General features: G+C 59.0%; 22 protein-coding genes and 4 pseudogenes. 16 read left to right on the forward strand and 10 right to left on the reverse strand.

Features of this window, described 5'->3' with window-relative positions:
* Positions 1-79 precede the first annotated feature (79 nt).
* The gene (locus P3T43_RS21215; protein ID WP_429283011.1) at positions 80-1,735 is read left to right on the forward strand and encodes a methyl-accepting chemotaxis protein; all 1,656 of its coding nucleotides are present in this window, start codon (positions 80-82) and stop codon (positions 1,733-1,735) included.
* A gap of 10 nt (positions 1,736-1,745) precedes the next feature.
* Here P3T43_RS21215 and P3T43_RS21220 read toward each other — a convergent pair whose 3' ends face one another.
* Positions 1,746-2,132 carry a GtrA family protein gene (locus P3T43_RS21220; protein WP_429283012.1) on the reverse strand — a complete coding sequence of 129 codons (387 nt, stop codon included), beginning with the start codon at positions 2,130-2,132 and terminating at the stop codon, positions 1,746-1,748.
* 386 nt (positions 2,133-2,518) lie between these two features.
* Between P3T43_RS21220 and P3T43_RS21225 the strand changes: the two genes are divergently transcribed.
* Together P3T43_RS21225 and P3T43_RS21230 are read left to right on the forward strand one after the other, a co-directional pair.
* Entirely contained in the window at positions 2,519-2,824 is a 306-nt protein-coding gene (locus P3T43_RS21225) for a hypothetical protein (protein WP_429283013.1), read from the forward strand.
* 111 nt (positions 2,825-2,935) lie between these two features.
* Positions 2,936-4,966 (forward strand): acyltransferase family protein, encoded by a 2,031-nt coding sequence (locus tag P3T43_RS21230; protein WP_429283144.1) that lies wholly within the window; start codon positions 2,936-2,938, stop codon positions 4,964-4,966.
* Positions 4,967-4,972: 6 nt separating this feature from the next.
* On the opposite strand, the gene P3T43_RS21235 is transcribed toward P3T43_RS21230, so the two are convergent.
* The 6 genes and pseudogenes from P3T43_RS21235 to P3T43_RS21260 all read right to left on the reverse strand — a co-directional run.
* On the reverse strand, positions 4,973-5,224 hold the full coding sequence (locus P3T43_RS21235) for a transposase (RefSeq protein WP_429283014.1): 252 nt from the start codon (positions 5,222-5,224) through the stop codon (positions 4,973-4,975).
* Between the two features lie 14 nt (positions 5,225-5,238).
* Positions 5,239-5,373 carry a hypothetical protein gene (locus P3T43_RS21240; RefSeq protein ID WP_429283015.1) on the reverse strand — a complete coding sequence of 45 codons (135 nt, stop codon included), beginning with the start codon at positions 5,371-5,373 and terminating at the stop codon, positions 5,239-5,241.
* Between the two features lie 69 nt (positions 5,374-5,442).
* Positions 5,443-5,613 carry a transposase gene (locus tag P3T43_RS21245; protein WP_429283016.1) on the reverse strand — a complete coding sequence of 57 codons (171 nt, stop codon included), beginning with the start codon at positions 5,611-5,613 and terminating at the stop codon, positions 5,443-5,445.
* 258 nt (positions 5,614-5,871) lie between these two features.
* On the reverse strand, positions 5,872-6,612 hold the full coding sequence (locus P3T43_RS21250) for an SDR family oxidoreductase (RefSeq protein ID WP_429283017.1): 741 nt from the start codon (positions 6,610-6,612) through the stop codon (positions 5,872-5,874).
* Entirely contained in the window at positions 6,609-7,925 is a 1,317-nt protein-coding gene (locus P3T43_RS21255) for an FAD-binding oxidoreductase (RefSeq protein WP_429283018.1), read from the reverse strand. The genes P3T43_RS21250 and P3T43_RS21255 overlap by 4 nt, the downstream gene beginning before the upstream one ends.
* Positions 7,926-7,993: 68 nt before the next feature.
* Positions 7,994-8,161: pseudogene (locus P3T43_RS21260) on the reverse strand (UbiA family prenyltransferase); the annotation flags it as partial.
* Between the two features lie 315 nt (positions 8,162-8,476).
* Between P3T43_RS21260 and P3T43_RS21265 the strand changes: the two are divergent.
* From P3T43_RS21265 to P3T43_RS21290, 6 genes and pseudogenes are all read left to right on the forward strand, one after another.
* Positions 8,477-8,737: pseudogene (locus tag P3T43_RS21265) on the forward strand (transposase); the annotation flags it as partial.
* Between the two features lie 232 nt (positions 8,738-8,969).
* Positions 8,970-10,328 (forward strand): IS110 family transposase, encoded by a 1,359-nt coding sequence (locus tag P3T43_RS21270; RefSeq protein ID WP_429283019.1) that lies wholly within the window; start codon positions 8,970-8,972, stop codon positions 10,326-10,328.
* Between the two features lie 123 nt (positions 10,329-10,451).
* Positions 10,452-10,820: an IS3 family transposase gene (locus P3T43_RS21275; RefSeq protein WP_429283020.1), complete on the forward strand. Its 369-nt coding sequence runs from the start codon at positions 10,452-10,454 to the stop codon at positions 10,818-10,820.
* A gap of 642 nt (positions 10,821-11,462) precedes the next feature.
* Entirely contained in the window at positions 11,463-12,980 is a 1,518-nt protein-coding gene (gene ltrA, locus P3T43_RS21280) for a group II intron reverse transcriptase/maturase (protein WP_429283021.1), read from the forward strand.
* Between the two features lie 80 nt (positions 12,981-13,060).
* Positions 13,061-13,552: pseudogene (locus tag P3T43_RS21285) on the forward strand (IS3 family transposase); the annotation flags it as partial.
* Positions 13,553-13,924: 372 nt separating this feature from the next.
* Positions 13,925-14,355 (forward strand): annotated as a pseudogene (locus tag P3T43_RS21290) (DDE-type integrase/transposase/recombinase); the annotation flags it as partial.
* Here P3T43_RS21290 and P3T43_RS21295 read toward each other — a convergent pair.
* Together P3T43_RS21295 and P3T43_RS21300 are read right to left on the reverse strand one after the other, a co-directional pair.
* The gene (locus tag P3T43_RS21295) at positions 14,274-15,131 is read right to left on the reverse strand and encodes a hypothetical protein (protein WP_429283022.1); all 858 of its coding nucleotides are present in this window, start codon (positions 15,129-15,131) and stop codon (positions 14,274-14,276) included. The pseudogene P3T43_RS21290 and the gene P3T43_RS21295 overlap by 82 nt on opposite strands.
* On the reverse strand, positions 15,121-15,633 hold the full coding sequence (locus P3T43_RS21300; protein WP_429283023.1) for a zinc ribbon domain-containing protein: 513 nt from the start codon (positions 15,631-15,633) through the stop codon (positions 15,121-15,123). The genes P3T43_RS21295 and P3T43_RS21300 overlap by 11 nt, the downstream gene beginning before the upstream one ends.
* Positions 15,634-15,807: 174 nt before the next feature.
* Between P3T43_RS21300 and P3T43_RS21305 the strand changes: the two genes are divergently transcribed.
* A complete protein-coding gene (locus tag P3T43_RS21305; protein ID WP_429283024.1) occupies positions 15,808-16,137 on the forward strand; it encodes a hypothetical protein in 330 nt (109 codons plus the stop codon).
* Positions 16,138-16,317: 180 nt separating this feature from the next.
* Here the strand turns inward: P3T43_RS21305 and P3T43_RS21310 are convergent, their stop codons facing one another.
* Positions 16,318-16,506: an integrase core domain-containing protein gene (locus tag P3T43_RS21310; protein WP_429283145.1), complete on the reverse strand. Its 189-nt coding sequence runs from the start codon at positions 16,504-16,506 to the stop codon at positions 16,318-16,320.
* Positions 16,507-16,928: 422 nt separating this feature from the next.
* On the opposite strand from P3T43_RS21310, the gene P3T43_RS21315 reads away from it, so the two are divergent.
* The 6 genes from P3T43_RS21315 (at position 16,929) to P3T43_RS21340 (ending at position 23,219) form a co-directional block, all read left to right on the forward strand.
* Positions 16,929-17,285 (forward strand): hypothetical protein, encoded by a 357-nt coding sequence (locus tag P3T43_RS21315; protein ID WP_429283025.1) that lies wholly within the window; start codon positions 16,929-16,931, stop codon positions 17,283-17,285.
* A gap of 214 nt (positions 17,286-17,499) precedes the next feature.
* Positions 17,500-17,865, forward strand: coding sequence for a hypothetical protein (locus tag P3T43_RS21320; RefSeq protein WP_429283026.1), 366 nt, complete (start codon positions 17,500-17,502; stop codon positions 17,863-17,865).
* Complete coding sequence (locus P3T43_RS21325; protein WP_429283027.1) at positions 17,865-18,185, forward strand: hypothetical protein; 321 nt, start codon at positions 17,865-17,867, stop codon at positions 18,183-18,185. Before P3T43_RS21320 ends, P3T43_RS21325 begins: the two co-directional genes overlap by 1 nt.
* A 1,100-nt stretch (positions 18,186-19,285) precedes the next feature.
* Entirely contained in the window at positions 19,286-21,241 is a 1,956-nt protein-coding gene (locus P3T43_RS21330; protein ID WP_429283028.1) for an AAA family ATPase, read from the forward strand.
* Positions 21,242-21,777: 536 nt separating this feature from the next.
* Positions 21,778-21,993, forward strand: a complete 216-nt coding sequence (locus P3T43_RS21335; protein WP_429283029.1) for a hypothetical protein — start codon at positions 21,778-21,780, stop codon at positions 21,991-21,993.
* 731 nt (positions 21,994-22,724) lie between these two features.
* A complete protein-coding gene (locus tag P3T43_RS21340) occupies positions 22,725-23,219 on the forward strand; it encodes a hypothetical protein (RefSeq protein ID WP_429283030.1) in 495 nt (164 codons plus the stop codon).
* Positions 23,220-23,896 lie beyond the last annotated feature (677 nt).

Below are 23,896 nucleotides of genomic sequence, written 5' to 3' on the forward strand. Positions count from 1 at the left end.
GACCGTTAACCCAGTTGCGGCGAGGTGCGAGGGAAAGCTTTGTTCGTGCGCCGCGCGACCAGGTCGTTACGGAGAAATTATGCTAAATAACATCACCATTCGGGGCGGATTGACGCTGGTCATCTGCGTGTTTGTCGCGTTCCTGCTGACTGTGATCGGGGTCGGATACGGCGCGCTCAAGCTGGCCAGCAATGGTCTGCAGGATGTGCAGCGCAATTCGGTCGCCCTGACGCACCTGAACGAGAGTTCCGCGAAGCTGCTGCAGGCGCGCCTCGCGCTGGGCAGTTACGAAACTTTGTTCAGTGTCGGCAAGCAGACGGACGATCTTCTGCCCGCCGCACACAAGGTGCTGGTCGAGTCGAACGACGATTTCCACGCCTATTCGGCGGGCCCTTTTGGTAGCGACGAAGAGCAACGCCTCGCTCATGCCGTGGAGACCGCCCGCACGGCGCTAGTCGATCAGGCGATCGAGCCGGAATTCAAGGCGCTTGGCGATAACGACTTCAATACCTTTCGCAATATTCAGGGCGAGACCGCCAACAGTTTCTACGCCAGTTATGCGAAAACGATCGACGCGCTCGAGCAACTGGAAACCGATAACCAGAAGGTGCAGGCCGAAACGGCGGCGTCGCGTTTTCGCGTTGCCACGCTTCTGTTTGCGGCGATCGGTGTGATCTCGATCTTGATTGGCGTGCTGGCGCGCGTGGGCCTGTCGGCGGCGGTGATCCGGCCGGTCAACCAGACCATTCGCCATTTCCAGCGTATTGCGGCGGGCGATCTGACGATCGCTGTCAAAGTGCGCTCGCGCAATGAGATGGGCCAGTTGCTCGGCGCCCTGACGCAGATGCGCGATGGCCTGGTCGAAACGGTATCGAAGGTGCGCGGCAGCACGGGCGCGATTACCCAGGGCGCGAATGAGATTGCCTCGGGCAACGCCGACCTGTCGCGTCGCACGGAGCAACAGGCGGCGGCGCTGCAGGAGACCGCGGCCAGCATGGAAGAACTCTCGGCGACGGTGAAGCAGAATGCCGACAACGCGCAGCAGGCCAACCGCCTCGCTCACGGCGCGCTGGAGACCGTGACGCGCGGCGGCACTGTGGTGAGCCGCGTGACCGAAACGATGGACGGCATCACCACCTCGTCGCGCAAGGTGGCCGAGATCATCGGCATGATCGAAGGAATCGCATTCCAGACCAACATCCTGGCGTTGAACGCGGCCGTCGAAGCAGCCCGCGCAGGCGAGCAGGGGCGGGGCTTTGCCGTGGTGGCTTCGGAAGTGCGCAGTCTCGCACAACGCTCCGGCACGGCCGCGAAGGAGATTAAGGAGCTGATCGGCGAGTCGGCGGCCAAGGTCGAACAGGGTTCATCGCTCGTGGCTGAAGCAGGCAAAACGATGCGCGAAGCGATGCAATCCGTCGAGCGCGTGACCGGCATCATGGGTGAGATCGAAGCAGCGGCGCTCGAACAGAGCGAGGGCATCGCGCAGGTCAACAAGGCGATCACCCAGATCGACGAGGTCACGCAGCACAACGCGGCGCTGGTCGAAGAGGCCGCCGCAGCGGCGAAATCGCTGGAAGAGCAGGCGGCGGTGCTGAGGGAGGCGGTGTCGGTGTTCCGGCTTGAAGCGGGCGAACTGTCGTCGGGCGAGCGCGATGTCGGATCGTACGCGGCCAGCGGCCGCGAGCGAGCCTCAGGCCAACGCGGCGGCGCGGCCGCTCCGCTTCAGGCAGCCTGACGCGCGCCGCTCAGCGGTGCTTGAAGACCCACAGCTTGGCCGAGGCGAAGTTGACGACCATGCCCGCCAACGAACCGACGGCGACCCCGACGATGGGCAGAAACGGCAGCCCCTTGAGCGTGAGCACCGTCGCACTGTAGGCGGCATAGTTGACGACGCCGCCCACCGACATTGCAGCAAGATAGCGCCACCACTCGACCCAGGCCGATTCGCTACGGACTGAGGTGAAAGTGTAGCGGCGGTTGATTTGCCACGTTGCCCAGACTGCGCAGAGGAACGACACCGCGCGACCAGCGAAGTAGCCGAGGCCCACGGCGAGCGCGAGGTACAGGATGCCGGCGTCCACGATGAAACCGGCGACGCCGGCAATCACGAATCGAATCACTTGCTGGCGCATGTTATTGAGCGCTCCAGCCGAGCCCGTTCAATTTGACCAACAGGCGGCCGCATGGCCAGCCCTCAAAAAGCATGCCGGAAGGTGCGCGGAACGGCGATATTCCCGGTAATGCCGGGAGATGGGTTTTGGATAGCTTCACGATAGTCGGTGATATCACAGCAGCGATAAATAGGCCAACGGGGCCTGATGCGGGTCAACGTCGTCTGGGCGCGATTTTAACCTCTCTCGGGCGCATGCCCGTCAAATGCCCGAAGTTCAAGAATTTTGACGCGAAACACCGTTAAGCTGATTCCGCCGATACAATCGCGTTGCCGTGTTACCCGCAGTTACAGATAGCGCACATGCCCAGCCATTTGCTTCGTCGTCGATTCGTAGCGCCCGCGATCATGCTGCCTCGCACCTCGCTATGGCGTCTGGCGATGCGCAAAAGCGCGTGTCTCGCCGGTATTGGCGTCCTTTCTGCGTGCACGGCCGTATCGAACGTCGATTCGCGCCAGGATGGCCATCTGACGGTGATGAGCAGGGCGCGCTGGAGCTTCATCTCCTGGAATCACACGAGAAACGTTGGGATGAAGGAAGCCGCGGGCTACTGCAGAGACCAGAACAAGCAACTGCATGTGGTGGCTGTGCATACGCAAGGGGTATGGGGCGTCACGGATCAGGTGATCGAAGTGGTGTTCGACTGCTATTGATGCACTGCCTGGTCAACCTGCTTCGGATGCCGTCCGTCCAGGTTCCATCCCACGCCGTTCACCGATCATCCTCACGAATGGCCCTCAAATAGACGAGGGCACAAATAGAGCATACAGCCGACCCGCAGTCAGACCCCTCACCATTCCCCCGCTTACCGGCCTGATGTTGATGGCCTTCGCGCCCTTGCCGTTCTCGCCGTGATGCTGTGCCATGCCGGTTATTCAGCCTTCGCGGGCGGTTTCACTGGCGTCGACGTGTTCTTCACGATCTCAGGTTTCGTCGTCACGACTTCGATTCTCGGCGACCTCGCGAACGGCACGTTTTCGTTCAGCGGCTTTTACGCCCGCCGCGCAAAGCGCCTCGCTCCCGCGCTGTACGTGGTGCTGGCGGCGACCTTCGTGTTCAGCGTCCTCTTCTGTTTCCCGGACGACACGTTCCATCTGGCGAAAAATATTCTCGCAGTTGCCACCATGACGTCGAACATCTTCCTGTCGAAGCAGACGGGCTATTTCGATGCGGCGGCCGCCGATCAGCCGCTCCTGCACACCTGGTCGCTGTCGGTCGAGGAGCAGTTCTATGTCGTGTTGCCGCTGCTGCTTTACTGGCTGCACCGCAACGCGAGGCGCTGGCTCGTGCCCGCGATCGCCGTACTCGCCGTGGGGTCGTTTGCCTGTGCACTTGTCGAGGCGCATCGCGCCACCAACGGTGCTTACTATTTTGCCGAGAACCGGGCGTTCGAGTTTCTGCTGGGCTGCTTGCTGGCGCTGTACGAATTCGGGCGCCCGCAGGCGGCTCGATTACGCGCGTTCGATGTGCTGTTCGCAGCGGGACTTGGCCTGGTTTTGCTCGGCATCTTCGGACTCAGCACCACCTCGCAGTTTCCTGGCGTGGGCGCGATCGTGCCGTGCGGCGGGTCCTTGCTGATGATCTTTGCCGGTCTCCGTTCAGCCGATCTGGCGCGTATTCTGTCTAACCGGCCGGCGGTGTTTATCGGTCGCATTTCTTACCCGATGTACCTGTGGCACTGGCCGCTGTACTACGCGTTGCGTCAGCTCGGTCTGGCGACGCCCGTCGGCTACGCTGTAACGATGCTGATCGCGACGGCGCTGTCCGTGCTGACCTATCTGTACGTCGAAAGCACTGCACGACGCACCAGACTGCCGACGCGCACCGTGCTGCTAGGCTTCCTCGCTATTCCGCTGGTCGCTTCGGGCGCGCTGGCGGGCACCGCCAAAATAACGGACGGCTTTTTGTTTGCGTACCCGGCGAAGATTCGCAATGACGTGCGCTGGTCAGGCGACTCGCTGTTCGACATGCCACGTGGCAAGCAATGCTGGTCGCAGGTCGCCGTCACCGATGAAAAGACCTGTAAGCTCGGCGATCCCAAATCGAACGACAAAGCGATTCTATGGGGCGATTCGCACGCGTATCACCTCGTCTACTTCTTCGACGCGTTGGGAAAGGCGAAGCAACTGGCCATTCACGATGTTGGCTTTACGCTCTGCCCGCCGATCGAAAACGAACCCGCGAAGCCGGGCTATATGCCCTATCTGGAGGATCATCTGCATTGCGTCGCGCACGACAAGGCGGTGATGGACTACGTCATGTCCCGGCCTGACATTCGCACGGTTTTCATGGCGGCGGCGTGGCAAAACTATCTCAACCTCGCCACGAAGCCGGATGCGGGACCGAACGGACATGGCTTCCATCCCGGCGAGCTCGAGAACGATCTGAGCGACACGATCGGCAAGCTGACGGCCGCTGGCAAACAGGTCGTGCTGATGAACGACGTGCCGATGATCCCGATGGATCTGGTCAACTGCGACTTCAAGAACGATTTGCTGTTCCCGGTGCATCGTCGTGCGTGTCAGTTCGACGCGAGCATTGCACGCGATCAGCACGTACCGATCAAGGCGATGCTGCTGCGGTTGAAGGCGAGGCATGCGCAGGTCGAAATCATGCATACCTACGATGTCTCCTGCACGACGGCGGTGTGCTCGCTTAACTTCGATGGCTTGCCGATCTATCGATTCGACGACTATCACCACTTGAGCGTGGCGGGGAGTGCGCTACTCTTCCCGAAATATATGGCGCGCCATCCCGGTGAATTGGACGCCATTCTGAATAGAGGGGTGGAGTAGAGCGTGTTACGCACTTTTCATAATCGGTGCAGCATGAACGAGCATGAGCATGGCGAAGACAACGAAGTGCAGGCCTGCCATGGTTTCAGGTAGGCGCTCGTAGTCGCAAGCCAAACGCTGGAGGCCGTTGAGCCAGCCGAAGCTGCGCTCGATCACCCAGCGGCGGTGCAGCAGCACAAAACCCTTCTTCGCCTCCGACAGCTTGATGACCTGCAGTTCTATGCCTTCCGTCACGTGCGGCCTGTGCAGCAGCGCCACCCGTATAGCCCTGGTCAGCAAACGCAAGTTTCACCGTCTGACCGGTGACGTGCTGAACCTGACGCGCAAGCTCGGCCACCTGCGCGCTCCTGCCCGTCGGCCGGCGTAATGTGTACCGTGAGCAGCATCGCCAGCGTGTGGGCAGCCATGTGAACTTTGCTGCCTCGCTTGCGTTTGTAACCGTCGTAGCCAGCACACGGACCACTTTCGCACGTGGACTACAACGTGCGTCCATCCAGAATAACCGCACTGGACTGGCCCTCACGCGGTTGCGCCACGCGCAGCACCGAGCGCAAATCGTTGACCATCGCCTTGAAGCAACCTGCGCTCAGCCAACGGTGTGTTTGCCGGTAGGCCAGTTCCCACGGCGGGAAGTTGGTCGGCAGCATCCGCCACGATGCATCGGCTCGCGCCGTGCAGCGCGTTAAACATTTCGCGCAACTCGTATCGGCGCTGCGGTGCGTCTTCGTTCATCAAGGTCAGATACAGAGCGGCGAAGCTCCATTCCTCGTCCGAAACATCTGTCGGGTATGGCTTGCGTTCTATCATCCCGCTCGGCTACCAGGTCTGACAGAAAGTGCCTAACACCCTAAGGGAGAGGATATGGCTTCCCGCGGTAGCCCGGCGAGTCATGTGCATATCCACCACTACAACGACGCGCGTTTGAACATAAACCGAGGTACCAGCCGGATGATCAGCATGATGATCGCCCAGAACCATCGCGTGTAAAGCATGTCTTTGCGCTTTTCGACGGCGCGTACGATGTCGCTCGCGACTTGCTCAGGCGTTGCCACAAGCGGCCCCGGCAACGGCAGGCCGGCCGTCATCGGAGTGGCGACAAAACCTGGCTTGATTGTCACCACGTGTACGCCGGCCTTGAAAAGCCGGGCGTTTAGACCTTCGCAGAACGCGGAAAGGGCCGCTTTTGCACTCCCGTACAGATAGTTCGAAGGCCGCCCGCGGTCACCCGCCACGGACGAGATCACGGCTAGCGCGCCACGCTTCTGCGTTTCGAGTATGTTGGCGATCGGAGTCAGCAATGCTATGACCGACACCGCATTCGTATTGAACTCACGTACAGCCAAAGCCGGATCGGCCTGGCAGGCTGCCTGGTCCGGCAAGGTGCCGGGCGCTACGAGGACGATATCGAGCGCGCCGAGTTCGCTCGCACAGCGCTCGAGCATGCCGGAATGCCTTTCCAGGGAATCGATGTCGAGTTGGTAGCAAGCGGCGAGCGGCGCGCCACGTGCCGTCAGATCGTTCGCGACCTGCTCGAGACGTTCGCCGTTGCGGGCGACGAGGAAGAATCGTGCGCCTTCTTTGGCCCATTGGCGGGCACAGGCGATGGCAATTGCCGAGGTGGCGCCGACTATGAGGACATTTTTCATGTGAGAGTGGTCCGTTCCCAGAAGCGTGACAGCAGGGCAGGGTCGCGTAGCGCTTCGAGTTCCTGCCATTGAGGGTAAGCGGCGCGAAAGTCGGCGCCCGGCATGTGGGCGTCTTTGGCCGGATAGATACGGCCGCCCGCTTCGCGCACGATCGCATCGAGCTGGGCAAAAAGCCTTGTGTTCAATGCGTCGCGTTGCGGAAAATCGAGCGCCAGCGATGTGCCTTCCAGCGGGAATGACAGAAGCCCCGGCGAACGTGCATCACCGCAGCGCTTGAGCACGGCCAGAAATGAACCTGTACCGCTCCGGGCGATAGCGTCAAGAATTACGCGCGTCGCATCGCGCGCAGCGTCAGGAGGGATGACGCATTGGTACTGTTGAAACCCCGCGCGGCCGTAGATGCGATTCCATTCCAGCAGACTATCGAGCGGATAGAAGTACGAGTCGTAGCTGACCGTCGAGCGTACTTTGTCGCGGTGCTGCTTCTGGTAATAAAGCTCATTGAATGCGCGCAAAGTCATCCGGTTGAACACGGGAACGGGGAGCGTAAACGGCACCGTGCGCTTCTTGCGGGTTGCGACTTCAAGTGGTCCGTCGACTGCATGGTCACCTACCATGAAGATCCCGCGCCCGAGCCCGGCGCCGCGGCTCTGGCAGTCCACCCACGCCACGCTGTACTCATGCAGTGGGTCTAGCCGTTCCGACAGCGCGAAGAATTCGTCGAGATTAGCGAAGCGGATGCTCGTTACGCCGATCATGCTCGAGCGGATCGGCATCAACTGGATCTCTGCCCACAGGATGAGCCCCGTGAGCCCGAGGCCGCCGATGGTGGCGCGATAAAACTCGGGATGGTCGTCCGGCGCGCATTCGAACTGACTGCCGTCGCTGCGCGCGAGTGCGAAGCGCCGTACATGTCGGCCGAAGGTGCCTCTGACGTGGTGATTCTTGCCATGAACGTCATTGGCGATTGCGCCGCCCAAAGTTGCGTATTTTGTGCCGGGTGTCACGGGCAGCATCCAGCCTCGCGGAATTGCAACGTTCAGAATCTGTTCGAGCGTGACGCCCGGCTCGGCGCGCAGCACACCAGTCTGCCAGTCTGCCGCGATCAGGCGGTTAAGCGGCAAGGTTTGTACGACGTGGCCTGAAGCGGCGAGACAACTGTCGCCATAACTGCGGCCATTGCCGAAAGCGAGGGTGGTTCCGTGTTCACGACTGGCGTCGAGCCAAGCAGCGCGAGCCGCGTCACGCCATGCAACGGGGTGCACTTCCTGTGGCGAGTTGGGGTAGCGTCCCCATGACAGCACGGTAGTCATCGCCTAGATCTCCGCCCGGAACACCCGCTAACGAGTGCAAGGACGGCAGGGCCAACGCGATTGCGCGTGTCGACGATACCGGCCTTCAATCCGGCCTTGCCGCCGCGCGCGAGGCACAGCAGCGGCTCGTAAAAACGGTGCGGCGTGGCCTTCAGATAGGCAAACCCCGATTCGATCAGTACGTCCGAGCGAATCAAGGCGCCATCCAGATCGGCAACAAGCGGTCTGCAGCGCATTCAGTCTGCCTTGGCAACGGGTTGTGATGATGACGATCGGCGGCCCGCTGCAGCTAATTCCGTTGCTGCGCGTATCCGTCTGAACTCCTTGGGTCCGAATTTTTGCGGCTCTACGCTACGAATTCACGATATTGCACACAATCTTACACGTATGAGTGCGTTGATTTTGCAGCACATCTTTCCGTTCAGGAAGAATAAATTGAGTTGATTTGAGCGCATCCACACGCAACAAAAAGAAAGGCTGGTTGTAGTGGTCTAATTTCCTCGGACAGGTCGATAGGAGGACAATCCGGAATCGACGAGGAAAAACGATAGATGACAAGAAGGCGCCGAAAATTTGACGCCAGCTTCAAGCTGGAAGTGGTACGGATGGTTCGAGACCAGGGCTTATCGATTGGCGAAGTCTGCCGGTCGATGGACCTTGTTGAGACAGCCGTGCGGCGCTGGGTAGCCCAGTACGATGCGGAACGTGCTGGCGGCCCCGGCGAGGGCAAGCCGCTAACGGCGGAACAGCAGCGCATCCGGCAACTTGAAGCTGAGAACCGGCAATTGCGAGAGGACAACGCGCTGCTAAAAAACATCCAAAGGGCCACGCCCTCCCCAAGGAGCAGAAACTCCGGGCAAGTCCTACACTGGCCATGCCGAAGGGAGCGGCCGTCCGCTTACTGGTGACTGATCCCGTTAAAAAACATGGTCCAGGGACTGATGCGGCCCCGGCATTGGTGACACCGTGAGGTGATCCCGTTCAGGAAAGTGATTGATACCGCAGTCCCGCCCTTTGGCACTTCCATGACCAGGAGGGCCAGACATGGCACAGCCCAAACCGAGGCGAACCGTCGGTCGCCGCACCGATATGTCCGTTGTCAATCCACACGCCGCAGGCATCGATGTTGGCGCACAGTTTCACGTGGTCGCGGTTGGACCCGAATGCGCCGAGGAGCCAGTGCGTTCGTTCCGCAGCTTCACGGCCGATCTTCACGAACTTGCCAGGTGGCTCAGGCAGGTCAAGGTCACGACTGTTGTGATGGAGTCGACCGGGATTTACTGGCTTCCCGTGTTCGAAATCCTTGAGTCTTATGGTTTCGAGGTATTGCTGGTCAACGCCCGGGAGGCGAAGAGCGTGCCGGGACGCAAGAGCGACGTGAACGATGCCCAGTGGCTGCAGAAGCTGCACCGGTACGGACTGCTGCGCGCCAGCTTCCGCCCCCGACAGGACGTCGTCACGCTACGCTCCTATCTGCGGCAGCGGGAGCGCCTGCTGGAATATGCGGCGTCCCATATCCAGCATATGCAGAAGGCAATGATGCAGATGAATGTACAGTTGCATCACGTTGTTCAGGACATCACAGGCGTCACCGGCATGAAGATCATCCGGGCGATTGTCGCTGGCGAGCGCGATACCGATGTCCTCGCACAGCATCGCGACAGACGTTGCAAGGCCTCCATCGAGACAATCCGTGAAGCGCTGGGCGGTCATTACCAGCCCGAACACGTGTTCGAGCTCACCCAGGCCGTGGCCCTGTACGACTTCTACCAGACCCAGGTGACGCAATGCGATCAGCGGATCGAAATCGTGCTCAGGCAGTTGCAGGCCGGCATTGAACCCGTCGCCGCGCCACTTCCGGCAGCGCGACATCGAGGCAAGCAGTCAAACGACTTCTCATTCGACGTGCGTGCTGCACTGTATGGGATGCTTGGTGTCGACCTGACGCAAATTCACGGCCTGGGACCCTACGTGGCGCTCAAGCTCATTGCCGAATGCGGCAACGACATGTCCCGCTGGCCGAGCGTGAAGCACTTCACGTCATGGCTGTGCCTCGCACCTGGCAACAAGATCTCGGGCGGCAAGATCCTGTCCTCGAAAACGCGCCGCTCCTCCAGCAAGGCCGCTGCCACGTTGCGGCTCGCTGCGGTCACGGTCGGTAAGACCGACACTGCTCTGGGCGGCTTCTATCGACGCCTGTCAGCCCGCATCGGCAAGGCGAAGGCTGTCACTGCCACCGCACGCAAGATCGCGGCACTGTTCTACAACACGCTGCGCTACGGCATGGAATATGTCGATCCAGGCGCTGCCTATTATGAGGAACGTTACCGGCAGCGGGTTCTGAACAACCTGACGCGCCGGGCCGAGTCCCTAGGCTATGTCCTTCAGGCTAAAACGACCTGACTCAGGGGAGTTTCTCAGGAAAGCGTCGGCCTTCTTTGCCCGGGAACTGAAGTGATTTACCGCGTGGTAACTCATTTGCAACAGGAGGCCGTATCGGTCAGTGACGCGTGCCGCGTTTTGCAGGTGAGCCGCTCTGGCTACTATGCACACCGGGGCGCAAAGCCGAGCACAAAGAGTCTGCAGGAACAGACCCACGTCAAGGCAGCATTCGCGGCCAGCGGCGCGAGCTATGGCAGCCGGCGTGTGATGCATGCGCTACGGCAGCAAGGGCTACGTATTGGTCGTTATCGGGTACGTACGCTGATGCGCGAAGCGGGCCTGCGCACGAGCTGGAAGCGCAAGTTCATCTCGACGACCGACAGCAGGCATACGCTACCTGTGGCAGAGAACGTGCTCGACCGGCAGTTTGACGTGGCCGGACCCAATCGCGCGTGGGTTTCAGACATCACGTATAGTACGCCCAGCCAGCGTAGCCCGCCTGTATGGGAGTGAAGCTGCTTGAGCATGTTTGGAATGCAGGACTCCGGAGGAGTTGAAGTTGCAGTACCGGGGTATGCCCTTCCTCTGCTGTGAGAGGAAGTGAGCCGAAGCGGCGGTGACTTGCTGACACTGGCAAGGTGACGTAGTCCGTGGGAAAAGGGGCTTGCGGCGAAGCGGTTACGCCAAGATGAGCCTCCAGGCTGAGCGTGGGAAGGTTGAGGAACACGAACCTGTTAAACCGCATCTGAGGGTTGAAATGTCACCCCTGCCCACACCGCTTTATGGGCAGGACGCGGACTGACGTCGGTCACACGTATGGACCGGTGGCACGAGCGCCGACTGGATATGTATGCTGGTCGGCATGGAACCACGGGGAGCGCGCAGCTAGACCGTGGTGTTCGCGACGACTTGCGGCAAGCAAGGATAAAGACTGCGACAGGCAGCCTCGCCCATGCGTTGAGTCCAGCATGTGGACTGGGGAAGGTCTGCACGGATGCCAAGGGAGTGTGTCCCCGATGACGTGCAGGCTGGCGGAGCCTCCGTAGTAGTCCGAGGTCGGGAAAGCCGGCTACATGGCGAAGGGGGGCAGTTTAAGTGGTTTGCTGGGTTAATTAACTGACCATAGTGAGGTGAAGACCTTTGATAATCAGTGAAATGCAAAGCAAACTGGCGACATGGTCGACGGAGAACAAAGAGCGCAAGTTCGATCGACTCCTGAGACTGATTGCCGACAGGGATTGGCTGAGCGAAGCGGCTCGCATTACGCTGGCATCCAGCGGAGCCCGGACACCTGGAGTGGACGGTGTTGACAGGCGCATGATGGAGGCGAATCTCCAGCATGAACTGGCGACGATACGCGACGAACTGTTGGCGGGCTCGTATAGTCCGCTGCCTGCGCGACGCGTGTACATACCGAAAGCGAACGGCAAGCTCAGACCACTCGGCATCCCTAGTCTACGGGATCGAATCGTGCAAAGGGCAATGCTGATGGCGATGGAGCCTATCTGGGAGAGTGATTTCCATCCGGCTTCGTATGGCTTCAGACCTGCCCGTAGCGTACACCACGCGATTCGCACGGTGAAGCTTCAGTTGCAGGATAGTGGTGAGCAAAGTGTCGCTGGACGCTGGGTTATTGAGGGCGACCTCGCCAGCTACTTCGACACAGTTCACCATCGCCTGCTTCTGAAGGGAATCCGCAAGCGGATCGCCGATCAGCGCTTCCTTGCCCTGCTCTGGAAGTTCATCAAGGCGGGCTGTGTTGATCGCGATTTGTTTCGCGCCGCGAGTGAAGGCGTTCCTCAGGGTGGTGTCATCTCGCCCCTGTTATCCAACATCATGCCGCACGAATTCGATGTTTGGATGGAAAAGAACTACCTGAACAAGAAAGTGCGGAAGGATCGGTGGGCGTGGAACTTCGCCATTCTCAAGCAGCGTCCGATTACTGTGCGAGAGAACCGGCAGTGGAAACCAGCCATCGCCTATTGTCGGTATGCAGATGACTTTGTGATCGTGGTCAAGGGGACTCGCGAACATGCTGAGGCGGTACGCGAAGCGTGCCGTGGCTTCCTCGAAGGCGAACTGAAGCTCACGCTGAATATGGAGAAGACCCATATCACGCATGTGAACGATGGCTTCGTCTTCCTCGGTCACCGGATCATCCGCAAGCGAGGGTCACGCGGTCGCATGAGACCTGTGACGATGATTCCGTGGGAGAAGTATCGGGGCTTTGCTGGGAGGCTCGTCAAGCAACTGTCGGGTAACTATGGCATGAACCGGATGGACCTGATGGAAAGCCTGAATCGGCAGCTTGCGGGCTGGGCTGCCTTCTATCAATTCACCGACTTTACGGCCACCATGTTTAGAAAAGTAGACCGAACCGTCTTCTGGAAATTCGGCTACTGGCTCGCACGCAGGTATCGGCGTGGGTTCCGGTCGCTGATGCGCGAATACATCCGGGCACCAGAGCCGGGTCAGACTAAAACATGGGTGCTGCACGGCCAGAACAGTCGAGGGTGGTATGGGGCGGTGGCGCTTCGGCGGCTTGTTACCAGTCGCAAGGGTCAATTCAGGTGGCGTTCTCCGTCGGAAAATCCGTACATCCTTCGCGATGAGAACCGCAGTACCATCGAGTCGCGCTATGCCGATGTCGCCTTTGCTATGAGCAACGCTTGAATGGAGAGCCGGATGCGCTGAGAGGTGCAAGTCCGGTTCGGGGAGGAGAGGCCGGGAAATAGCTCGACTACGCCCGGTCTCTTACTCCACTCCGCACGGCACAGGGCTGGTTGTATCTCGCGGTCGTGTTGGACCTGTACTCACGCAAGGTGGTCGGCTGGTCGATGGCGCCGACCATGCCGGCCGGGCTGGTCATGTCGGCACTGACCATGGCGCTGCAGCAGCGTCGGCCAGCGCCGGGACTGGTTCTGCATTCGGACAGGGGCAGCCAGTACGCAAGTGATGAATACCAGGCCTTGTTGAAGCAGCATCACGTAGTTTGCAGCATGAGCCGCAAGGGAAATTGCTGGGACAATTCGGTGATGGAGAGATTCTTCCTGAACCTGAAAATGGAGCGTGTATGGCAGCGTCAGTACGCCAACCACGGCGAGGCACGGCGTGACATCAACCAGTACATCGTCGGCTTCTACAATGCCGTACGCTTGCATTCGACTTTGGGCTATCTGTCGCCCGCTGCCTACGAGGCGAAACTGACAGCGAAAGAACCTATCTGCCTGTCCGAAACAACTTGACCACTACAGTCCGGGGCAGTCATGCTGCCAATTTGATCGCAGGCAGGGTCGCGAAGTATGCCTCATCCGGCGTGCGGTCTTCCAGACTCGAATGAGGTCGTCTCTGGTTGTACAAGCCGTCAACACAACACCCATATCACCGAGTCAAGGGAAGTTCTCTATCGTTGGCACCCATGGTACGGGCACACGGTATGGATTTTCACCACGATAGAAAGGAAAAACGGCGAGTCAGTGCTGCGCTGTGCGCGAGAGCCGTTCGACACGGCGGGCTTGCTGGAGGTGCCCCCGGCGTCAGACTACTTGTCGGCCAACTGCAGCGCCTTCTGTTGATAATAGAAAGTGCTGCGCGCCAATCGCGATACGAGGCATTTGGTGAATGCTAAACGCGTTTACCGCGTGATGCGCGTGCACGATTTGCTGCTTCACAGGCGGCGTGCGGGGCCGAGTATCGAGCGGCAGCATGACGGCAAAGCGGCTGTGTCGAAGAGCAACCAGCGGTGGTGCTCTGACGGCTTCGAGTTTCGCTGCGATAACGGCGAGCCACTGCGTGTGACCTTGCGCTTGACTGCTGTGACCGCGAGGCTATGAGCTGGGCTGCGACGAACGGCGGTCACAACGGTGACGTTGCGCGTGACGTCATGCTAGCGGCTGTCGAACATCGTTTCGGCAACGTTCGGAAAGCGCATGCGCAAATAGAAGGGCTCAACGATAACGGTTGGGGCTACATTGCCGAAAAGACTCGCGCGTTCGCCTCGGACATAGGTCTGAAGCCGCTAACGACGCCCGTGTGTAGTCCACAGAGCAAGGAGTAGGTTTCACATTGCACCTTGTCCGGGAGTTGGAGCGGCAATGAAGATGGGCCGCGTTGCTTTGCGTCCACCAATACCTCTGACGAGCACGACATTGCCCAGAGGTTCGTATAGGCACCGGTGATCATGCCCGTAAACGTGCCGTCGTAGAAGCCCTTGCCGTCCCCATTGGTGGATCGTGGTTTGGCTAACCTTGAGCTGCGTGGCGAGTTCGGCGCCGGTGAGCAGACCACGCGAGCGCAGTCGCTCAAATCGACTCGGCAGCCCATGGTGGTCCGTACCAACGCCACCTTCCTGGCGGTGAATGTCTGGTGCTGCCAGTTTGTATATCCGAGCTCGTTGAGTCGGGTGGCGACCTGCTGATCGGTGCACGTTTCCAGAAGCCCATCGATGACGGTTACGACCGGCGGTTGTGTCTTGCGTACAAGTGCCATCGACCTGGGTTTGTCGACTGTGAGTGAGGTCGTGCGGCCGCCGCGGAAGCGCACATGGATTGAGACCTTCTCCGACTTCACAAGGGTGGCGTCTTCAATGAGCAGTCTTAGCATACGCTTGCGCTCGACCGATTCGATACGTCTGTCGTTCCACACAATGGCGAAGTCATCCGCGAGATCCCGAATGCGCGCGCGAGCCTGGTCGCCAAGCAGATCCTGATCCGATCGGCGTTGGCGTTCGTGATCATGCTGTAGTACGTCCAGTCGACGAAGGCGATCATTCCAGTCCGCTTCAAGCGCATCGGCAACCATCCGGTTTGCTGGATCAACATTCATGTAGCGACGGCGGGCGAGCTCGGCTTCGTAACGCGCGCTCCAGTTGCTTCAGGCGCATGGAGTTGGCCTGTTCAATACGTCCGGCGATCTCGTCCTCGACCGCGAGCGCCACTTCGATGGCTGCCGGCCCAACCGTCTGAAGCAGTAATGCGCTAATGGCATCATCAATTGCGCGTCCACGCACCGACTGGCACGGTTTGCCAGCGTAATGGGCAGCGACGTCATGACATACGTAGTACGGTTCAAGCCTGCCGCTTACCTTCTGGTAGCGCACGCGCATTCGATTTCCGCACAACCCGCAGATGACTCGCCCTTGTAGCAGTCCATCGCCTTCGCGAGGAACGGTGCCTCGTACGAGCGAACCGAATCCGTTTGCGCTTTGCCTGAGCGTAGCCTGATTGCGCTCGAATTCGTCCCAGTCGATATAACCGACGTGGGCGCCGCGGATGAGCACTTGCCAGTCGGATTCCGACCGCCATTCACACAACCCACGATCATCCACGTCGAATCTGACCTCCCCCAAAAAAGACCCTAAATTCCTTCCGTATTTTACCGATAGGGGAAAGTGCAGGGATTAGGGCCGGTTCTCCGTACGCGGAAGCCCGGAGTTCGAATGCCTGGTTGAGATTGGTCGCTTCCGATTTGCAGTTACTCAAAACCTTACGAAGGAGTTGACATGGCAACTTACATTCCGAAGAAATTGCATCGTATGCTTAAGGAGTTCATTCCGATCTTTCGAGGACTCGCCGAAGCAGTGATAGACGATCCCGCAGATATGGCGATGTTCGATTTGGCAGCCAATGAGGCGTTAGATATTCTGCAGCGCCAGGCGGACGCCCGAACTTGCCCAGCATTGGAGGACCGTTTTGCGCAGATGGCCGTTCTCTTCGTCGAGGCACCTTTACTCAAGTCAAAGCCCCGGAATCAGGTACAAATGGTCATAGACGAAATCGAGCGTCTTGGTGCCGCTCTGGGCTTACTTAACTGCTCTACATCGAGGCACTGAGCTGCGAATCGTTCAGGACAGGTGTTTGCAACCTCGAAGTTGGAGAGGGGCGCCGACCAGGCTCGCGGAGGAGGAAAGCGCGAAATATGCGACAACGCCCCGCTTCCTCCTTCCTGGTGTGGCGATCCTGAAAGTCGCCCTGTAGTGGTCAAGCCCCTTTGGACACCTACAAAGGGGCTTTCAGTAAATCGAAGCCTCATAGCGCGCCGGCGGTGAGTCATTTGCCGCCGAATGGATGCGCCGGTAGTTGCAAAAGTAAGTCACGTAACGCGCTATATCGCGCCGGGCCTGTTCGTGACTGCAGTACTCCTGTGCACCGATCCATTCGCTCTTCACGCTTCTGATGAACCGCTCGACTACCGCGTAGATGCTCCTATTTCAAGCGAGGCACGTCAAATCTGCCGGATCGGCCAGGATGGGCGGGTTCAGTTCCCGGACGATATGGCGCTCGAGGCAGCGGTGGATCCCTGCGAGAACGCTTGACACTCTGAATTGATCGCCTATGCCCGCTGTACTACGTCGCGGCCTGGCCCGCGAGGAAATCTGACGTAGTGCGGGCCCGCGTCGGGCCAGCCGCGATCTTCCTATGTCTTCAAGTTGCACTGACGCAATGAGGTCTCCCGGTGGTCTCCCCTGTGGCAACCGGATCTCTTGCATTCCATGCATCACTGTGTCGCTCTGCGCAATTTCGTTGCCGACTTGCATTGGTTACCGCGTAGCTGAAACTGGATTCGCAAGTTCGATCTACGAGTACCCGATTCAAGTCCTAACGCTAACCAAGGAGAACTCAAATGCAGAACCGTAAACGATGCTCCCGCTTTTCAGCCGTGAACGCCATTTACGCCGATTTGCCACGCCCCGTTCATTGGGCGCTCAACAGCCTGGGCGCGTTCGCGTTCGCGGCCCCGCACGTTTTCTCGCTGCTGTTCTGGTTCCTGATCACGTGGAGCCTTGACGCCATGCTCTCATCCTTTGGGGCGAAAGCGGGTCCAGTCTTCGCGCTTCTCGATATGTTGAAACTCGGTGCGTCGCTGTTTGCGTTGATTCTTGCTCTTGAACTCTGGTCAAGCCGGGCTGAATGGGCCGAGATCGTCTACGAGATTATCGACGACAGTTCCGAAGACTTTGTAAGGCTGCTGCGCCGATAGCCGGAATGCGGAATTACGCTCAGTTGTCCTGTGACCGCGCAAGAACATATGTGCGATCGTTGGCAGCGATGCCTGACGTTTTTGCGACGTTTCAACTTGTCCCGAGCCGGCTTCTTGTTCCGGTTCGGGACTGCTTGAATTGTCAACCACACATGATATTGCGGCACGTGCGCCAACGACTGCGCGCGTGCCGTCTAGGCAGAAGGGAGTGATCATGAGCTTTCTCATCCTCGCAAATGTTCCGTTCGATGGCGCGCAGGAAAGACTTGCGGCAGGCGGCAACGACCAGTTACACGGCTCGAGATTCTTATTCTTCGATGATCCGGGACGGCTTCTAGAAGCTACGAGTCCCGAGCGGATGGAAATTGTCAGGCTGCTTGGCGAGGCAGGTCCGATGACAATGGATTCGATTTCGTTGTTCCTTGCTCGTGAAAAACTGGCGGTCATGCGTGATCTTGAAATCCTCCTTGATCTGGAAATCATCGACCTGGATTGTGATGCAAGCTACCTGTTTGGTTTCAGCGGGATTTGCATGGTATTGCAATATCCGCTTTCCAGCTCAATGGGAAGGAAGACCTGATGAACGCGCCACAGGAACCGGCAGAGACGCAGCAGGAACCGGCCAGAGTGGTGATTGTGCATCTGGAGTACGAGTCAGTGCTGGACGATGGCCTGCTGCCAACGGGAGCGCTCATCGAGGTTGATGGTGTGTGTCGCGTCGGCGCGGTGGGGGACGGATTTGGTGTTGACGGTGCCGAATCCGGCGCTACTCACTGGGCGCTCTTTCTCTTTCCGCGTGACGCGCTTGGTAACGTCACAGGATGGTTCTTCCTGTTTTTTGACCCGTGCCCGTTTGCATTGAATGAAATATATCTTGCTGGCCCGCTGAGGCTCCATTGACGCGAGCGATGGCGGGTCAGACGCGGTGGTCAGACCCAGGTACGGGTGTTCCGACCCAGATACGTCGCGGTGAGGCTGGCGTTTAGTGCCTGCCAGACTGAAGCTGCCAAGGCAGGGCTGACTCGGTAACGCGTGCCTTTAGCAGCGACTCCAGAGTGTTGAGGGTCGGGATGCAGCAGGGCGCCGTTCATCGGCAACGGCATCGCCATACGAGTTTCGGCAGATGTCGCACCGGTCCCCCCCTTCGATTCCCGTGATTTGCACAAGCTGGATCCGATGGCATCCTGGTTATGTCGATACGAGAAAAGCGGATGCGGCAACACCGCAGGAAGAATGTGTGCATCAAACGGTTGGACTACCCGATCCGCGCAACAGCGTGCATCCGGACCCCGGCGAGCTTTCGCTCGTGTCTGGCCGACTGGTTGGGCCGAAGTCGATCCACAAGGATGGTTCACACACATGGCTGCATTTCAGAGCATCGTTTTAACGAGGAGGGAATGAAGCAGAACATCGAACGCGGCGGCATGGATTTCTAATGAAGTTTGCGTATTCACCAGGGCTCAGGCGCGGTTCCTGATGTCGGTGTTACGTTGCATGCACAGACGGACTCGATGCGGCGAGTGGTCCCATCCTTTAAAGGAGACCCTGTCAGCACGCCCGATCCAGAGACGTCTATCAACATGACATTGTAAGGATAACGAATGAAAAAAGAGCGTTTTAATTCTTATCAAAATGATGCGGATCTCACGGTAGTCGTGAACCGTAACCTCACCGTCTTTGTCCCGCCGTCGATCCCCGTAGAAGTCATTGAACTCTGGTGCCGGCGACTTGCAAGCCAGCTGGGGCGCCGGATTGGCCGCCTGCGGCACGCTGAACGGCGCTGGAGGCGGCGGCGCTTCGTACCGGTGCGTGTCACGACGCACATACGCATCGTCAGAAAACGCACCAGAGAGCCAGTGCGACGTTGGGACCCAAAGCCACAACGCTAACGCTGGAGTGGCACAACGTGCGTTGGCTCCAGATATCTATCGGTGGTACCAGTGGCGCCTACATCGCAGGCGCTGGTCCTCGGCCTACAACATACAAATTGAGGTGAATCAATGAACGGGTTCAATCACCCCGCGGCGTTTGTCGTACGCTGGATTCTCGTGGGACTTTTTCTGCTTGGCATCATGAATTCATTTGCGACGGGGTATCGGCTGGCTCCTGATGCCTGTGCCGTCCTGCTGGCACTTGCTTTAGCCGCGGCGGCGGCCGTGTGGGTGCAGAACCGGCACAGCTGGCGCTGGACTCAAGCGGCATTTCTCATACTCGGTATGGGGATGCTGCGACTCCTCATCGCCTGCAACGAGTTTAGCCGGTACGGTGCAGTAATCCTGATTGTGGCTGCCATCGCCATGAAGTCCCGGCATTACTGGCTTAACGGGCGAGCCAGTGCAGGCCGGTCCACCGGGAATATCGCGGCCGAGGCAGAGACGTCACGCCATGCGGTGCAGCCCGCTCAGCCGACATATTCGTTTGACCAGAACGTGCAGTACCCACGCTACCGTTTTGCGGACGTGGTTGGCATGAGCGAGACCAAGAAGCGGTTGCTGGCAGCCGGCGAGGAGATCGTGCGCGGCGGCAGCAAGCGCAATGGCGTGATCCTGTTCGGTGAGCCGGGCAACGGCAAGACCCTCTTTGCCGAGGCGCTGGCTGGCGAGTTGAAGGTACCGTTCATGGCGATCACCTACGGCGACCTCGCGTCGAAGTGGATCAACGAAACGCCGCAGAAGATCGAAGCAATGTTCCGGACGGCGCGCCGTGTCGGCGTCTGCGTGCTGTTCCTGGATGAAGCTGATTCGCCGTTAAAAAAGCGCGACGACGATGGCTCGCATTCCATGGATCGTGACATGGCCAATGTGATGCTCACGAATATCAATAACCTGCACGGCACGCGGGTAGTGCTGGTGGTGGCCACGAACTTCATCGACAAACTCGATGCTGCCGCGATCCGCGAGGGGCGCTTTGACTTCAAGATTGAAGTCCCGGCGCCTGATATGGAAGCGCGCGAGGCTATCCTGCGCAAGACGATCGGCGACAGTCTCGGTTTCTCGGTGGTTGACCGGGTCGCTGTCACGAGCCTGGCGGAACGTTGGGCCGGCTTCAGCGCGAGCCGTCTTGCGAGCATTGGCGGCCAACTGGCAGAAATGCGCAGGGATGGCAAGTTCGGGGCGGGCAAGGTGACGTTCGACCTGGGTATGCAGGCGATGCGTCTCCTTCAGGGTCGCAAGGGCAAGCTGCCGGAAGGTGTGAAGTCGATCGACGAAATCATCATGCCGGCTGAGTCGCGCGATGCCCTGCGTGATATGGCTTATAAGATGAAAAATGTCCACAACCTGGAGAAGATGGGGGGCAGCCTTCCGCCGGGCGTAATCTACTTCGGGCCACCGGGTACGGGCAAGACAGAGGCAGCAATGGCACTCGCCAAGGCAAGCGGCTGGGCGTTCCTGTCGACCACAGGTGCGAACCTCATGGCCAGACCCGACGCGTGGGGAAAGCTGGTGCGCGAGGCCCAGGATATCCGTCCGGCGATTGTGTTCATTGACGAGTCGGATACGGTTCTGCAGGATCGCCGACACTCGAACGTCGAGCTACTGACCAACGAAATCCTCGTGACCGTGAGCGGCACCGGGGGGAAGGTTCGTGACGTGATGTATATCGCGGCGACGAACCACTACGATCGTCTGGATAAGGCGGTGCTGCGCGGTGGACGCTTCGAGGAGAAAGTTCGTTTCGGTGTTCCGCAGCAGGAGGATATGCGTCTGTACGTGAGCCGGAAGCTCGCAAGCGTCACGCGCGACAGGTATGCCGTCGCTTCAGGTGTGCTCGATCGCTGCATAGCCGAGCTGGCCGGGAGGTCGATCGCCGATGCCGACGCGCTGATCCACAAGTCCATCAACACCGCCGCCGTACGCGCCCTGCGGGAGAACGTCGCGCACTTGTGCGTGGCCGACGTGATCGCTGCGGCACGCCTTGTATTTGCCAAGCAATCCGACACAACGGCACGGCGGTAATATGGACCGTGGTGCTTCGTCCGTCGGGGCTTGCCGCCCAGCGTGACAATTGGCCGGAGTCATTTGGGTCAGGCGTCATCGCACCGCATGGATGGCCGCCGGTTCTGGCGGTTCATGAGAACCTCCAGCGTCGGCGATACAGGCGCGGCAAGACAATGCACCCCCGCCGCATGGCGAGTGTGGCCGTCACATAAATCCAGTTGACTGTGCTGTGACTGAATGCCGTGCGGGCAGCAACCGATCGATGCAGGATCGTTGTGACCGGGGCCGATGGGGCGGTCCTCACTATCCCGGTTACTACGGACAGATGGTGCTATGGCACGTGCAGGATCTTGGTGCCAGATTGCCGATCGCTTCATCTGGGTCGCCATACATTTCCTGCGTGTGAGATTGCAGGTCGACCGCCTCGGTCTTGAATCCTGGCGCGCTGCGCATGAGTTTGCCTTTCACAGTCTGCAAGAGACACTGGGTTTGCGGCAAACAGAAACTCAGCTATCTGGTGTTCGCATTCACATGAAAATTAAACTGGAGTACTTATGAAATATATTCGCGGTATGTACAGGCGTTTCTTTGACCATGAAGGTCACGATATCTCGCTCGTGATTCTGGCGGCCGCGGCTGCGGCTTCTGGAAGCGGCATCGTTGCCGCAGGGTTATGGATTGTGCATGCGCCTGTGGCGATGACCGCAAAAGGGGCATCCCAGACCTGCCTTGAAAGCTGCCGGGCCCAGTGTGCCGGATATATCCGGTAATAGCAGTGTCTTGGGTACTTTTTCAATCCGGCGAGGATATATTATGCGAGACGTTAAAAAATACTGGTATGTCTTCTGGACGGAGTGTCGCGATATGTTTCTTGATCTCGTCCAGCCCGTGATTGCGCTTGCGCGCTGGGTGTGTGGTAAGCGATAGCACGTCGCCTGCCGCAGCCTAAACCCCGCACCGCACCTGGTGCGGGCGCTACGACGGTCGGTCTTGACTCCAGTTCTACCGAGGCGGCATTTGAGCAGCAACACGCCGCGCTACTTGAAGTGATCTGAGGAGTTGCGACTAGATCCGCGGCCGTCCTCTGGGCACACTTTCCCCGTGTGCCTATCTGAAAGACTTTCCAACTCGGTTGCCGACGTGCAAATGAAGCCACAGTATCGCTTCGACATCGATGGCAGGCGACCTGACCGCTGCACTGGCGGCCCGCGTTGGGCAAAAAAATTGTTCAGACAAATTGCTATGATTGACCCCCCCTCCAAACTGGGGTGCTACACATTTTCACGTTTTGCTGAACAGGCGCGCAAAGAATTTCATTTTAAAAACAATGACGTACGAAAAAATAGATAAGGCTTTTGTCGCATCGTGCGACAAAAGATGACGTTTGGAATATGGGTGGCGCATCGAGCGTCACTTGCCGGCGGGGGCGCGATGATCAAAAGGACGTGAAAGCAGGCCCGCATTCAAAAAGGTGGGCGCGTGTTTTCCCGGGATACTGGTTGTGACCGCAAAACAGGTTGCGGTCACAACCAAAGGAAAAACAATGCGGATCACAACAAGTTTGTTGAATGCCATCCTCAAATACCTGTGGCGAGCGCATCGGCTTCGCTGCATCGAGAAGCGTGACGCGACGATCCTCGCATTCGGGATTCTGCTTGAGCATGTAGAGGCTCTCCCGCGGACATTGTCGGAGTTTCGAGTGGTTTTGTCCCGCGCCATGGAGAAGGTGCAACTCCTGGCATACGCTGAAACGCTCGACCACCATGCAGTGGCCGACGTCATCAGTGATCTTGTAACACTGGCGGACGCCGGATGGCAGGAATTTCGCAAACGCGAGGAACTGATCCAGTCGATCCTTCCGCTGTTCCACCTCCATGCCGAGCGGCGAAACTGCGTCAACTGGCGTGGTGAATTGCGCACAATCCTGAAGTTTGGAGGATGTGTGCTTTGCGTGGCATGTGTGCTTCCCTTGATCCTGCGCTTCGTGCACGGATAGCTGAGGCTCGCCGACGCCCCTCGGCGGTATACCGCCACATGGACGGCGTGACGCGACAGTATGTGATGGCGGGAGAAAGCAGCTTGTCGCCACGCCGGACCAGTTCAAAACTGATCCGGCCGACCGGTTTTTGCCGCGAATTAATTGCTCGACGAGGCGGTGACGAGTCACACGCCCCAGTTCACACCGCTGCAGGGCCCCTCGGAGCCCGGGGGCGCCAGGGGCGCCGCGACAATGTATTCGGAGCCATTTGGCACGGCTTGCCAAATGGCTCCGAACCTTATGCAAACGCGATTGAGAAGCTGCCATCGCATTGCATCAACGGCGTGAACGAACTGTTGCTACTTGTCCGATAAACACCCTACCGCTCATGGAGATTCGCGACTCGCTTCGACAGGCGCCCAGCACAAAGTTGTATCGCCTATATCTCTCCATTGGCAAACTGCTGGATGACCCACGACGTATTCCTGATCTGAGTCAGCACGTGCATTTGGGCATGGAGGTCAGCTATATCAGGATATCAGGAGCGATCCAATCGGTTCACCTACGCAGGGAATAGTGGTGGAACTGAGGCAAACCCAGGCGGTGATCCAGGATAAACCAAGCCGTCAGCTTTGGTCGGTACCATGCGCGGGGGTTACGCCTGGCAGTGCGAACCGCCCAACTCACGCACCTGC

Origin of the sequence: Paraburkholderia sp. GAS41, assembly GCF_050436545.1 — a bacterium.
Classification (GTDB): Bacteria; Pseudomonadota; Gammaproteobacteria; order Burkholderiales; family Burkholderiaceae; genus Paraburkholderia.